Below are 13,264 nucleotides of genomic sequence, written 5' to 3'. Positions count from 1 at the left end.
ACAGCTGATTGACAAGGGGAAAATACAGATTTGCACAGGATTCACAAATAAATCCTACCTTATAAAATGATATTTTTGTTAAATATAGAAAAACTCCGTGAATTCAAGGAAAAGGCTTGACTTCAATATAGATTTTGTGCTAAACTTGACAAGCGACATGGAAGTTGGGTCTTTTTTTTATGCCCGAAATCGGTGTTATTCTGAGGAACGGGACACTGGAAAGACCATGCAAATGAAAACACTGGAGGTGGAAGTTGTGCGCGTTAAGATTACATTGGCATGTACGGAGTGCAAGCAGCGTAACTACAATATGACCAAGGAGAAAAAGAATCATCCTGAGCGTCTTGAAACTAAGAAATATTGTAAGTTCTGCCATAGACATACTCTGCACAAGGAAACGAAGTAATCACAGAGAATTGTGAGGTTAGACTATGCAAGAGAAAGACAAATCTACTGGCAAAGCTAAGAAAACTCAGAAGAAATCATGGTTTCAGGGACTTAAGTCCGAATTCAACAAGATTGCATGGACGGACAAAGCTACTCTCGCAAAGCAGACAGTAGTTGTCTCAGTAGTCACGATTATTCTGGCTGTGATGATCAGCATTATGGATTCAGCTATTCTGGAAGGTATTAATCTTATAATCAGATAAGGGTAACGGTGATTGTATGTCAGAAGCGAAATGGTATGTTGTTCATACCTATTCCGGGTATGAGAACAAAGTAAAGGCCAACATTGAAAAAACAATTGAAAACAGACACCTGGAGGATCAGATCCTGGAAGTTCGTGTTCCGCTGGAAGAGGTGGTGGAAATGCGAAATGGTGCTGCAAAGCAGGTCCAGAAAAAGATGTTCCCGGGATATGTGCTTCTTAACATGGTCATGAATGATGATACCTGGTATGTTGTCCGCAATACCAGAGGCGTAACCGGTTTTGTAGGTCCGGGTTCCAAACCTGTGCCGCTGACGGAGGAAGAGATGCGTCCACTGGGAATCAAAGAGGAAAACATCCGGGTAGACTTTGCAGAAGGCGATATGGTAGTGGTTACAGGCGGAGCCTGGAAAGATACTGCCGGAGCTGTTACTGCAATTAATACTCAGAAGCAGACAGTAACCATCAATGTTGAATTGTTCGGTCGCGAAACGCCGGTAGAAATAAGTTTCGCAGAAATTAAAAGAGCGTAACACATTCAAGTGGGAGGGAAAAACCCCCGCCAATACCACATAGGAGGTGCCGAAAAATGGCAAAAAAAGTAACAGGTTATATTAAATTACAGATTCCGGCAGGCAAGGCAACCCCAGCACCGCCGGTAGGTCCGGCTCTTGGACAGCACGGTGTAAACATTGTACAGTTTACAAAAGAGTTTAATGCAAGAACAGCAGATCAGGGAGATCTGATTATCCCGGTTGTTATTACTGTTTATGCAGACAGAAGTTTCAGCTTCATAACCAAAACTCCGCCGGCAGCCGTTCTTCTGAAGAAGGCAGCTAACATCAAATCCGGTTCCGGTGTGCCGAACAAGACAAAAGTAGCAAAAGTTACTAAGGCACAGGTTCAGGAAATCGCTGAGATGAAGATGAAAGACTTAAATGCAGCAACTCTTGAAGCAGCTATGAGCATGATTGCAGGTACTGCAAGAAGCATGGGAATCGAAGTTGTAGACTGATTTTCCGTCAGAACTGCGAAATAGAGAAACTACTATATGAAGTGGGAGGGAAATCCCCGCAATTACCACAGGAGGTTATAGAAATGAAACGAGGAAAGAAATACGTGGAAGCTGCGAAAGCAGTAGACCGCGCAACATTATATGATACCGCAGAGGCTATCAGCCTTGTAAAAAAAGCAGCAGTTGCTAAATTCGACGAGACTATCGAAGCTCACATCCGTACAGGCTGCGATGGACGTCATGCAGACCAGCAGATCCGTGGAGCTGTCGTTCTGCCACACGGAACTGGTAAAAAAGTTCGTGTTCTTGTATTTGCAAGAGATGCAAAAGCTGAAGAAGCAAAGGCTGCAGGCGCAGAATTCGTAGGAGCTGAGGATCTGATTCCGAAGATCCAGAACGAAGGATGGCTTGATTTCGACGTTGTTGTTGCTACACCGGATATGATGGGTGTTGTAGGACGTCTTGGTCGTGTACTTGGACCAAAAGGTCTTATGCCAAACCCGAAAGCCGGAACTGTAACTATGGACGTTACAAAAGCGGTTCATGATATTAAAGCAGGTAAGATTGAGTACCGTCTTGACAAAACCAATATCATCCATGTTCCGGTAGGTAAAGCATCCTTTACTGAGGAACAGTTAAGCGACAACTTCCAGACGCTTATTGAAGCTATCGTTAAGGCTCGTCCGAACACTCTGAAAGGTCAGTACCTGAGAAGCGTAACAATCGCTCCTACAATGGGACCTGGTGTGAAGATCAACCCGGCGAAATTAGTTTAATATATGAAAACAGGGGCATTCCTTTCGGGGGATGCTCTTTTGTTTTTGGAGATTATTATGACAAAAAGAAAAACACCTCTTCAGAAAGAACTAATATTGCTTGAAAAACAGGAAAAAAGGTATCTGGAGCATAGGCAGAGTCAGAGTGATTCAAAATTGAATAAATTTCTGGAAGATAAGGTTCCGGATAAACTTCAAAAAACACTGGAAAAAGCTTTTGCCAGTGCGTTTAAGCTTATATTTGTAAAAGGTGTATCGGTTATAGAAAAAACATATAAAAAGCAGGAAATTGAAAAGGATTTTAAGGTACAGGATTATGCCAGTCAGATTAAAAATGACAGAAAATCACTGAGAGCAATAAGGAAAAATGCCGGTAACACAGGCAGGATGAATACACTGGCATCAGGAACAGCAGGCCTGGGAATGGGGCTTATTGGTGTTGGGATTCCGGATATACCTGTATTCACAGGATTTTTGCTGAGAAGTATTTATCAGATTGCGTTAAAGTATGGGTTTTCTTATGAAGAGGAACAGGAAAAAAAGTGGATACTTCTTCTGATACAGGGAGCGGCTTCTTATGGGGAACAACAAAAGACAGCAGATAAAGCAGTTGAGTCCTATATCCAAAATGGATTTTTTGACAGCTGCAATTCTTTGGATGAAATAATTCAGGAAACAGCGCAGATTCTTTCCGGAGAGCTGCTTTATATGAAGTTTCTCCAGGGTATTCCCATTGTGGGAGTGGTAGGAGGAGCCTTTGACTTCAAGTACATGAAAGAGATCACAACCTATGCAGAAATAAAATACCGGAAACGATATTACAGAAATCTGCCGGAATATGATATGATAGAAAATAAATAATTGTAGCTTAGAGAAAAATTCCAGAATTATTTTTTACAATAGAGCAGGAAAGGAAAGAGAGGAATCAGCGTGGAAAAAAGAAGATACAGAAGAAAGAACAGGAGAAAACAGAATTTAAAAAAACTGTTAATGGTTCTGATCATTGTATTTGTTTTCTTTGGTCTGGAGTTGATCGTAGGATGGAGTTCAGGAATTAGTGCGTGGATGCAGGAGTTTCGTAAACCCGTTGTCCGTCAGCTGGATCTGAGTGGGATCAGCAGCCCCTATGCGATTCTGATTCAGGCCAGAAACGGAAAGACAGTAGGCGATCTTAACGGTGAAGAGCAGATGTATCCGGCCTCTCTAACAAAAATGATGACTGCGATTGTTGCCATTGAGGAACTGAAAGATCTGGACCAAGAAATCACGCTGACGCAGGAAATGTTTGCAGGCTTATATGAGCAGGATGCCACTCAGGCAGGATTTCAGCCCGGAGAGACAGTTCGGGCGATCGACCTTCTGTACGGCGTTATGCTTCCCTCAGGCGCAGAGTGCTGTATTGCTCTTTCTTATGCGATTGCCGGTTCTGAGCAGGGCTTTGTGGATTTGATGAATAAAAAAGCAGAAAAGCTTGGAATGGACGGAACTCATTTCTGCGACAGCACAGGACTTCATAACCCGGATCATTATAGTACGGCAAAGGATATGGCGGTTCTTTTACAGTACGCTCTGAAAAATGATACGTTCCGGGAGATTGCAGAGAGTCCCTGGCATTCTACTCCCGGCACCAATATCCACCCGGACGGAATCACCTATTACAGTACCATGTTTAAAAATCTTGCGGATCCGGCTGTAACAGGAGGAAAAATCCTGGGAGGAAAAACTGGTTTTACCAATGCGGCCGGAAGCTGTCTTGCAAGCTTTGCAGAAATTGAGGGCGTGGAATACATCCTGGTAACGGCAGGTGCAATGGATGGTGGAACACCGAATATTACAGATGCAGTGACGGTTTACAATCGTCTGGGAGAGGCGGCTAAGGCTTTGAAATAGCCAGAGAAATTATCGCGACAATAAAAAATAGAATGATAAAGAATATAATCATAAGATTATTGTTTATATTGATGAAATCAAGAAAATTATGTAGAATAAAGATATTTATCTGTGAAATCAGAAGATTAGATTAGAAAAAATTAACAAAAAGATATAGAGGTTTTTGTAGAATATTCCAGATAGACAGACATAATTTTTTCTGTTATTCTTATATATAGAAGTTAGATAGGGGATAATTAATCCAAGGATTGTTACTGAAATAATTTATTATCGTCAGGCAAGACCTTATAGTATATAAAATTAGCTTTATATACTGTAATGGTCTTTTTTTGTTTATTTTCAGTATTTGGGAGAGAAAAAGACTATGGTAATTTATAAGATTTTAAATAATAATCTGATTTTATCAAAAGATAATCAGGGACATGAAGTCATTGTAAAAGGGTGCGGGATTGCTTTTCAGAAGAAAAAGGGACAGCAGATAGATGAAAAACAGATTGAAAAGGTTTTTATTGCAGAGACAGCACAGATTAGTAAAGAAATTCAGGGATATCTAACCTCTATTCCAGAAATATATCTTGACTTTGTGGAGGAGTATGTAAATGAGATAAAAGAAAAAAATGGAATGAATTTGAATGACAGTATTTATTTTTCCTTAAGTGATCACATTATGGGAGCGATTTCTAGGTTAAAACAGGGAATCCGTATTCAGAATATGCTTCTTCTGGACATCAAACTTCTTTATCATAAAGAATATGAAATTGGTTTGGATTTGTTGCAGAAAGTCAATGAAACATTTGAAACAGATCTGGCAATTGATGAAGCTGGATTTTTTGCATTGCATTTTGTGAATTCACAGGACAGTGGAAAAACAGACAGTTACCAGATTTCCATAATCGTACATCAGATTTTGGATGTAGTAGAAAAATATTATGAAAACATAAAATTTCAGGAAGAAAATCTGTATTATCAGAGATTTCTGACACATTTAAAATATTTTGCCCAGAGATTTTTTCATAAGGAACTTCACTATGAAGAAAATTGTGAACTGTTTCAGATTATCAGAGAGCAGTATAAAGAAGCCTATGGATGTGTAAAAATGATTTACCTGATGATGAAAGAAGAGTATGAATACGATATGACAGAAGATGAAATGCTGTATCTGACAATTCATATTCAGAAGATTACAGAGGATCATAAACGGCTACAGTCGATTTAGTGTAAGATTTTTACAGACATCAGATAAGGTGTTAATGGATTGTTACTGGAATGCGTTCGATAAAAACGTATCTTTTCAGGCAAGACCTTTAATCATAAATTTTAATATTTATTATTAAAGGAGGTACTAAAATGAAAAAGGACTATTTAGAAACTGCAGACACGCTAATTGCAGCAATGGGAGGAAAGGACAACATCATCCGTTTATTTCACTGCATGACAAGACTTCGTTTTTATGTAAAAGACAAAACGAAAGTCAATGAAAAGGAGATTTTAAAGCTCTCCGAAGTTTCAGGTGTAAACTGGCACGAGGAACAGTTTCAGGTTATTGCAGGAAATGAAGTAAATGCTGTCTATAAAGCGCTGGAGAACAAAGGTATTCCGACGGACGATACACGGGAAACTGATCCTGTAAACCAAAAAGGGGTTGTTTCCAGGGTTGTTGATGCCATTACCGGTTGTATGACACCTATGATTCCGGCTCTGACAGCAGCAGGAATGATTAAGGTTGTACTTACACTTTTAACAACTTTCCATTTGGTATCTGATACCAGCAGCACTTATCAGGTTATCAGTTTTATAGGTGATGTAACTTTTTACTTTATGCCATTTCTGATTGCGGCAAATGCTGCAAAAATTTTCAGAGTAAATCAGTCGCTGGCATTGTTTATAGCGGGTGTTTATCTGAGTCCTGTATTTGTCAGTATGGTAGCTGGAGATGCGGCAATTACTTTGTTTGGGCTGCCGGTTACAAAGGTAACCTATTCTTATTCTGTAATTCCGGTTATTCTGATGGTATGGATTACACACTACATTGAACTTGTTGTAGATCGTATTACACCGAAGATGGTAAAATTAATTCTCAATCCAACACTGGTTATTCTGATTAGTGCGCCGATCGCCCTGATTGTAGTTGGTCCTATCGGAACAATCATTGGTAATGGACTTGCAGTAGCAATCAACTTTTTATCTGCAAAACTTGGTTTTGTGATCGTTGGCATTCTTGCAGCTCTTTTCCCGTTTATTGTTATGACGGGTATGCATCATGCGCTTACACCAATCGGACTGAATGCAATTGCGACAGGAGGCTCAGATACCCTGATTTTTGTATCTCAGGTTTGCTCTAATCTTGCACAGTCAGGTTCTTCTTTTGCGGTAGCAGTAAAATCAAAAGACAGTAATATGAAACAGCTTGCAAGTGCAGCGGCAGTATCTGCATTAATGGGGATTACGGAACCGGCACTTTATGGTGTCACACTGAAATTGAAACGTCCTGTTGTTGCTGCATCTGTTGCAGCTGGAATTGGCGGTATTGTAGGTGGACTTTTTCAGGTATCCCTGTATATTGCTCAGAATTGTATTATGGCAATTCCGGCATTTATCGGGGATAAAGGGATGAGTAACCTTCTGTATGGAATCATTATGATTATTGTATCGTTTGTTGCTTCCTTTATTCTTACCTTTATTTTGGGATTTGAAGATGTAAAATCAGATAATGAGATAAAGGAAAGCTCAGAGGCACAGGGAACAACAGAAATACAGCAGAGAAATCCTTTAGTAGAAAAAGTTGAACTTTATGCACCTGTAACAGGAACTGTAAAAACACTTGCCAATGTTGCGGACAAAACTTTTGCAGATAAAGTACTTGGAGATGGAGCGGCAATCTTTCCATCAGAAGGAAGAGTTTATGCTCCGGCTGACGGAACCGTTGTAAATATCATGGATACAAAACATGGAATTATGTTCGTAGCAGACAGTGGAGCAGAGATTTTGATCCATATTGGACTAGATACTGTCAATCTTAAAGGTAAATACTTTAAATCTTATGTAACAGACGGTGAAAGAGTAAAGAAGGGAGCGCTTCTTGTTGAGTTTGACCTTGAAGCAATCAAAAAAGAAGGATATGATTTGACTATATCAGTTGTTGTTACTAATATTTCCGATTATATCAAGGCAGTATGTATGGAAAAAGAGGGTAGTGAGATCAGTGCAGGAGAGAAGTTTCTGACAGTCGTATAAACATAAGTACAGATCAGGCAGACAGGAGATATCTGTCTGCCGTTTTAAAGACAGGAGAAAACAGATATGAAAAATTATAATCGTATGCCCGAAAATTTTTTATGGGGCGGAGCAACAGCTGCTAATCAGTATGAAGGAGGATGGAATGAGGGCGGAAAAGGGTTGTCTATTGCAGACATTCTTACGGGAGGAAGCGTCAATAAGGAACGCCGTCTGACACCTCCGGAGCCGTTACCCGAAGAATTTTATCCAAATCATGAAGCAACTGATTTTTATCATTGCTGGAAAGAAGATATTGCTCTGTTTGCTGAGATGGGATTTAAAATATATCGTTTTTCAATTTCATGGTCACGGATCTTTCCAAAAGGAGACGAAGAAACTCCGAATGAAGAGGGACTTAAGTTTTATGATAATGTTATCGATGAATTAAGAAAATATGGAATTGAACCACTTGTAACCATTTCTCATTATGAAAATCCACTTCATCTTTCGCTAGAGTACGGTGGTTGGAAAAATCGTAAACTGATTGATTTTTACCTTAGATTTGCCAGAGTATTATTTGAAAGATATAAAGGAAAAGTAAAGTACTGGCTTACATTTAATGAGATTAATATGCTGACACAGCCGTTTGGCGCAGTTTTCTGTGCAGGGATGCTGGATTCGGAAGATGTATGCCTGCAGAGTCGGTATCAGGCAATGCATCACCAGTTGGTTGCAAGTGCTTTGGCTGTATCTATGGCGCATAAGATTGACAATGAAAATAAGCTGGGGTGTATGCTGGCATATCATAATGGTTATGCTTATACCTGCCATCCAGAAGATGTTTTTTATGCCCAAAGATTTGGACAGATTCATAATTCAATTGCCGGGGATGTTCATGTGAGAGGATATTATCCTGGATTTGCTGCAAGATTTTTTGAAGAAAATGAAATAGAGCTGGAGATTGAACCGGAAGATGCGGGGATACTGAAGAATGGTACGGTAGACTTTGTTTCTATCAGTTATTATTCCAGTAATTGTGTCAGCGTTGTGAAAGAAGGGGAGCTAACTGCTGCCAATGGAGGGGAAAATATTAAGAATCCATATCTTGAAACCTCTGCATGGGGATGGCAAATTGATGCAGTGGGACTCAGATATGTTCTGAATCAGATTTATGACCGCTATCAGATTCCAATCATGATTGTAGAAAATGGTCTGGGAGCCGTGGATGAGCTGACAGAAGATGGAAAGATCCATGATGAATACCGCATTGAATATATGCGTAAGCATATAGAACAGATGAAAGAAGCTATCCATGATGGTGTAGAACTGGTTGGCTATACATGCTGGGGATGTACCGATCTTGTCAGTGCTTCAACCGGAGAATTGAAAAAAAGATATGGTTTAATCTATGTAAATAAAAATGATGATGGAACAGGAAACTTTTCTAGAATTCGTAAAGACTCTTTTTACTGGTACAAAAAGGTAATAGAATCTTGTGGTGAAAAATTATAAAAGAACAATAAAATATCCTGGCCAGGTTACGGAGCCTAAAAGCTCTGTACCTGCCAGGATATTACTATTCTGTGCTGGCAGAATTAAAAACATTATTTTCTCACATGATTTCAGCCGAAAGAAGATCAATAATTTTCGACTTTGCGCTCAAAATAAGCTCTGGGATGGGCACATACCGGACATACTTCAGGAGCTTCATCAGCCATATGAACATATCCGCAGTTGCGGCATTTCCAGCCAAGAGGCGCATCTCCTTTAAATGTTTTATCAGCTTTGTAGGATTCCAGAAGTTTTTTGTATCGGGCTTCGTGAGCTGCCTCTACTCTGGCAACGCCTTCAAATTTTTCAGCCAGCTCTTCAAAGCCTTCTTCTCTGGCTTCCCGTGCCATTCTTGCATACATATCTGTCCATTCAAAGTTTTCGCCCTGAGCGGCATCCTCAAGATTGGTTTCAATATCATGAATTCCGTGAAACTCCTTAAAGCACATTTTGGCGTGTTCTTTTTCCTGATCCGCAGTTTCAAGATAAAGGGCTGCAAGCTGTTCATATCCTGCTTTTTTTGCAGCGGAAGTAAAGAAAGTATATTTGTTTCTTGCCTGTGATTCTCCTGCAAAGGCTTCTATAAGGTTTTTTTCTGTTTTGGTTCCTGCTTTGACATGTGGTTTCCTCCTTGATCACTGAAAATTTAATTGTTTAAAATTACTGTAAATCTTCTTATACCATATCATCCAAAAGATAAGCGTGTCAATATATGTCTGATTTAGGCTGTTTTTTACATAAAAGAAAGCGGAGAGCATATTCTGCTCTCCGCTTCAGAGGTTTATTCTTAGCCGAAGTATCTTTCAAGAAGACCCTGGAATGCTTTTCCATGTCTTGCCTCGTCACGAGCCATCTCATGAACTGTGTCATGGATTGCGTCAAGGTTAGCTGCTTTTGCACGTTTAGCAAGATCAAATTTACCTGCTGTAGCGCCGTTCTCTGCAGCAACACGCATCTCAAGGTTTTTCTTTGTGCTGTCTGTTACAACTTCACCAAGAAGCTCAGCGAATTTTGAAGCGTGCTCTGCCTCTTCATAAGCTGCTTTTTCCCAGTAAAGACCGATTTCCGGATATCCTTCTCTGTGTGCAACTCTTGCCATTGCAAGGTACATACCAACCTCAGAGCACTCGCCCTCAAAGTTTGCACGAAGATCAGCAAGGATATCTTCGCTTACGCCTTTAGCAACGCCTACAACGTGCTCTGCTGCCCAAGTCATGCCTTCTGCCTGTTTTGTAAATTTGTCGGAAGATGCTTTACAGATTGGACATACCTCCGGTGCGTTCTCTCCTTCGTAAACATAACCACATACACTGCATACCCATTTAGCCATAATCGTAATCTCCTTTTCGTAAATAATTATTTTTAATAATAGTAATTGTTACTGTTTTGCTATGTCTATAATCTACCATACTGTTTGCTGAATGTCAAGAGAAATTCTTAATTTTTTTCTTTCTTCATGCAATTTTCACACATTCCAAAGAATCTTGCACTGCAGTCAGTAATTATTCCGTTGAAATGTTCTCCGGCTTTTTTCATAAGCTCCTGTATATCTTCAGTTTCCAGATCAATCACACAGCCGCATTCTGTACACATGAAGTGACAGTGGGGAACCACCCGTCCATCAAAACGGTCGGCGCCGCCAAAGCTGGCAAGTTTTTTGATCTCACCAAGATCAGAAAGCAGAGAAAGATTTCTGTACACAGTTCCCAGACTGATATTTGGATAGATAGATTTCATATTTTCATATACCATATCAGCTGTGGGGTGGTCTGTGCGTGTCATCAGAAATTCCTTGATGGATTCGCGCTGTCTGCTGTATTTTAATGCAGCCATAGACACACTCCTTTCTGCTATAATAACAATAATGGTTATCGATATTGTATAAAATAGGAGTTGATTTGTCAAGTATTTTTGAGAAATAAATAGTTATATTTTGGGATTTTATTTTTTGACCTTTCTCATATGAAAAATATTGTTGTGTCAGTCCATTACGATACATTTTACGGATATAAAAGTATCCCCTTTCATTAGACGTTATTCTGTCTGATAAAAGGGGATTATTTCACCAATGTAGCTTTTGTTATTATATTTTTACTTGTTTTTCAGTGGGTGTATTTATACTGAAAATATTTCCTGTATTTATTTCTGAGTTTTATCGGGCATTAAGGCGAGCCAGATGTTTTACCAGAATCTTACGGATACCAGGATATTCTCCAAGCCCTTTTAAAACAGGTTCGGCTTCATATCCGGTTGATCTAAACTGGCAGTACCAGGAGTCCGGGTCAGCTCCTGCCAGGTCATTTTTTGCATGATCTCCGGCAACGATCATAAAGGGCGCCAGAAAAACTTTAGAAGGGCGGTATACTTTGATCATTTTCAGAAGAGTTTCTATGGAAGGATAGGCTTCTACGGTTCCAATAAAAATATTTGGATATCCTTTATCCTTAAAGGTATAATCCAGAGCTGCATAAATGGAATTGGAAAAGTGAGTAGTTCCATGCCCCATCAGTACGAGAGCCTGATCTTCTTTCAGATAGGAAAACTCATCGGCAATCGCCTGTATCACATCCAGACTGTCCTGCTCACTGGTAAGAAGAGGATCGCCAAAGGAAACAGACTGAAAATATTTCCCGAAGGAAAGAATATCTTCTTTCATCTGATCATTTTCAATACCGTTGATCACATGAGTGGGTTGAACCAGAACATCAGTAATACCATCCCGGTGCATTTTTTCCAGAGCTTCCTGCACGGTATCTATATGAACATGGTCGCGCTCCCACAGCTTTCGGATGATTATTTTGCTGGTCCATGCCCGGTACAGGGGAAATTCAGGAAATGCAGCCTGTATTTCTTTTTCAATAGCAGTGATGGTTGCCTGACAGGTATCGTGATGGCTGGTTCCGAAACTTACAACCAGGATAGCTTTTTTTCTATTTTCAGACACGTTTTTTCTCCTTTTCATAAAACAAAAATAAAAACCTGTGCGGTGGTACCGACAGGCTGTCAGAAGAACAGGGACAGCGGCAGAAACAAAAGGAAACTGCGATGAGCCAATCCGTTTTGACACAGATATATCGTTGGTGATCTGTGTAAACTTCGTGTAAAAGGCAGGTATTCTGTTATTCTGCGTCTGCTGACACCATTTTTCGTTCAATTCCGAGCTAATTTTAGCATATACTATGGTTTTGTCAAGAAAACACAGGACAATATATGAAATTTAAAACAGAAAAATAAACGAACAGATAAAAAGGATATAAGAATTTTCAAAGCTGGTCCGGGCTTTTTTTCTGCCCGGCAGTATGATATACTTGTTCCGAAATAATCATAAGAAATTCTTAATAATTTACCCCTTTTATCTTAAACCCCGTTTGATATTCTTAGTATAACGAATTACAGAGAAAACTGTGATCCGGTGTGAATTTAATTTTGTTTCAGGAGGTACAGAGACGTGGCAGAAATACTGGTTTGTGATGATGACAAAGCGATCGTGGAGGCAATAGAGATCTATCTTTCACAGGAAGGCCATCATATTCTGAAAGCTTACGATGGAGAGGAGGCTCTCCGGACATTGCGGGAGAATCAGGTAGATCTGCTGATCATTGACGTTATGATGCCGAAGCTGGATGGAATCAGGGCAACTCTTAAGATCAGAGAGGAAAACCCGCTTCCGATCATTATTTTATCTGCGAAGTCAGAGGATGCAGATAAAATTCTGGGCCTTAACGTAGGGGCTGACGATTATGTGACAAAGCCCTTTAACCCATTGGAGCTGGTGGCCAGAGTCAGATCTCAGCTCCGCAGATATACTCAGCTTGGCGCTGTATCCCGGAGAAAAGAAAATGTTTATGTAACCGGAGGTCTTACTGTAGATGATGACCGCAAGGAGGTCTGTGTGGACGGTGATCCGGTAAAGCTGACACCTATTGAGTACAGGATCCTTCTTCTTCTGGTAAAAAATCAGGGCAGAGTATTTTCTACCAATCAGATTTATGAAAATATCTGGAATGAAGAGGCGATAGCGGCAGACAATACGGTGGCAGTACACATTCGGCATATCCGTGAAAAGATTGAGATCAATCCAAAGGAACCCCGGTATCTGAAGGTTGTCTGGGGACTGGGTTATAAAGTAGAAAAGCTTTAAGAAATAAAAGGGTATAAGAAAAGAAA

General features: G+C 40.0%; 14 protein-coding genes and 1 pseudogene. 11 read left to right on the top strand and 4 right to left on the bottom strand.

The genetic code is table 11. The features are described 5' to 3' along the window. Nucleotides 1-256 precede the first annotated feature (256 nt). The 10 genes from rpmG (at nt 257) to LU279_RS04775 (ending at nt 9,058) form a co-directional block, all read left to right on the top strand. The gene (gene rpmG, locus LU279_RS04820; RefSeq protein ID WP_138270457.1) at nt 257-406 is read left to right on the top strand and encodes a 50S ribosomal protein L33; all 150 of its coding nucleotides are present in this window, start codon (nt 257-259) and stop codon (nt 404-406) included. 25 nt (nt 407-431) lie between these two features. Beyond that, nucleotides 432-650: a preprotein translocase subunit SecE gene (gene secE, locus LU279_RS04815; RefSeq protein ID WP_274421427.1), complete on the top strand. Its 219-nt coding sequence runs from the start codon at nt 432-434 to the stop codon at nt 648-650. Nucleotides 651-666: 16 nt separating this feature from the next. Continuing rightward, nucleotides 667-1,182 carry a transcription termination/antitermination protein NusG gene (gene nusG, locus LU279_RS04810; protein WP_274421426.1) on the top strand — a complete coding sequence of 172 codons (516 nt, stop codon included), beginning with the start codon at nt 667-669 and terminating at the stop codon, nt 1,180-1,182. A gap of 56 nt (nt 1,183-1,238) precedes the next feature. Then, nucleotides 1,239-1,664, top strand: coding sequence for a 50S ribosomal protein L11 (gene rplK, locus LU279_RS04805; protein WP_022068058.1), 426 nt, complete (start codon nt 1,239-1,241; stop codon nt 1,662-1,664). 83 nt (nt 1,665-1,747) lie between these two features. Further along, nucleotides 1,748-2,440: a 50S ribosomal protein L1 gene (rplA, locus tag LU279_RS04800; RefSeq protein WP_022068059.1), complete on the top strand. Its 693-nt coding sequence runs from the start codon at nt 1,748-1,750 to the stop codon at nt 2,438-2,440. Between the two features lie 57 nt (nt 2,441-2,497). Then, nucleotides 2,498-3,301 (top strand): EcsC family protein, encoded by an 804-nt coding sequence (locus LU279_RS04795; RefSeq protein ID WP_274421425.1) that lies wholly within the window; start codon nt 2,498-2,500, stop codon nt 3,299-3,301. 69 nt (nt 3,302-3,370) lie between these two features. Beyond that, nucleotides 3,371-4,330, top strand: a complete 960-nt coding sequence (locus tag LU279_RS04790; protein WP_274421424.1) for a D-alanyl-D-alanine carboxypeptidase family protein — start codon at nt 3,371-3,373, stop codon at nt 4,328-4,330. 364 nt (nt 4,331-4,694) lie between these two features. Beyond that, nucleotides 4,695-5,546, top strand: a complete 852-nt coding sequence (locus LU279_RS04785; protein ID WP_274421423.1) for a PRD domain-containing protein — start codon at nt 4,695-4,697, stop codon at nt 5,544-5,546. 131 nt (nt 5,547-5,677) lie between these two features. Next, entirely contained in the window at nt 5,678-7,564 is a 1,887-nt protein-coding gene (locus LU279_RS04780; protein WP_274421422.1) for a beta-glucoside-specific PTS transporter subunit IIABC, read from the top strand. A gap of 66 nt (nt 7,565-7,630) precedes the next feature. Then, on the top strand, nt 7,631-9,058 hold the full coding sequence (locus tag LU279_RS04775; protein WP_274421421.1) for a glycoside hydrolase family 1 protein: 1,428 nt from the start codon (nt 7,631-7,633) through the stop codon (nt 9,056-9,058). A gap of 125 nt (nt 9,059-9,183) precedes the next feature. Here the strand turns inward: LU279_RS04775 and rbr are convergent. The 4 genes and pseudogenes from rbr to LU279_RS04755 all read right to left on the bottom strand — a co-directional run. Then, a pseudogene (gene rbr, locus LU279_RS04770) lies at nt 9,184-9,708 on the bottom strand (rubrerythrin); the annotation flags it as partial. Between the two features lie 176 nt (nt 9,709-9,884). Continuing rightward, nucleotides 9,885-10,427, bottom strand: a complete 543-nt coding sequence (locus LU279_RS04765; RefSeq protein ID WP_274421420.1) for an NADH peroxidase — start codon at nt 10,425-10,427, stop codon at nt 9,885-9,887. 107 nt (nt 10,428-10,534) lie between these two features. Then, nucleotides 10,535-10,930, bottom strand: coding sequence for a Fur family transcriptional regulator (locus LU279_RS04760; RefSeq protein WP_274421419.1), 396 nt, complete (start codon nt 10,928-10,930; stop codon nt 10,535-10,537). A gap of 319 nt (nt 10,931-11,249) precedes the next feature. Then, nucleotides 11,250-12,041: a sirohydrochlorin cobaltochelatase gene (locus LU279_RS04755; protein WP_274421418.1), complete on the bottom strand. Its 792-nt coding sequence runs from the start codon at nt 12,039-12,041 to the stop codon at nt 11,250-11,252. A 504-nt stretch (nt 12,042-12,545) separates the two neighbouring features. Between LU279_RS04755 and LU279_RS04750 the strand changes: the two genes are divergently transcribed. Next, nucleotides 12,546-13,238 carry a response regulator transcription factor gene (locus LU279_RS04750; RefSeq protein WP_274421417.1) on the top strand — a complete coding sequence of 231 codons (693 nt, stop codon included), beginning with the start codon at nt 12,546-12,548 and terminating at the stop codon, nt 13,236-13,238. The last annotated feature ends 26 nt before the right edge of the window (nt 13,239-13,264 follow it).

The organism is Blautia sp. XA-2221 (genome assembly GCF_028767025.1).
Taxonomy (GTDB): domain Bacteria; phylum Bacillota; class Clostridia; order Lachnospirales; family Lachnospiraceae; genus Blautia_A.
Note: the sequence above shows the minus strand (reverse complement) of the source record. Positions and strands in the feature narration are given on the sequence as shown.

Excerpts from the sequence above, each read along its gene's own strand:
- rplK (WP_022068058.1), top strand. The coding sequence starts at position 1,239 with ATGGCAAAAAAAGTAACAGGTTATATTAAATTACAGATTCCGGCAGGC.
- secE (WP_274421427.1), top strand. The coding sequence starts at position 432 with ATGCAAGAGAAAGACAAATCTACTGGCAAAGCTAAGAAAACTCAGAAG.
- nusG (WP_274421426.1), top strand. The coding sequence starts at position 667 with ATGTCAGAAGCGAAATGGTATGTTGTTCATACCTATTCCGGGTATGAG.
- LU279_RS04795 (WP_274421425.1), top strand. The coding sequence starts at position 2,498 with ATGACAAAAAGAAAAACACCTCTTCAGAAAGAACTAATATTGCTTGAA.
- LU279_RS04785 (WP_274421423.1), top strand. The coding sequence starts at position 4,695 with ATGGTAATTTATAAGATTTTAAATAATAATCTGATTTTATCAAAAGAT.
- LU279_RS04760 (WP_274421419.1), bottom strand. The coding sequence starts at position 10,930 with ATGGCTGCATTAAAATACAGCAGACAGCGCGAATCCATCAAGGAATTT.
- LU279_RS04775 (WP_274421421.1), top strand. The coding sequence starts at position 7,631 with ATGAAAAATTATAATCGTATGCCCGAAAATTTTTTATGGGGCGGAGCA.
- LU279_RS04780 (WP_274421422.1), top strand. The coding sequence starts at position 5,678 with ATGAAAAAGGACTATTTAGAAACTGCAGACACGCTAATTGCAGCAATG.
- LU279_RS04765 (WP_274421420.1), bottom strand. The coding sequence starts at position 10,427 with ATGGCTAAATGGGTATGCAGTGTATGTGGTTATGTTTACGAAGGAGAG.
- rplA (WP_022068059.1), top strand. The coding sequence starts at position 1,748 with ATGAAACGAGGAAAGAAATACGTGGAAGCTGCGAAAGCAGTAGACCGC.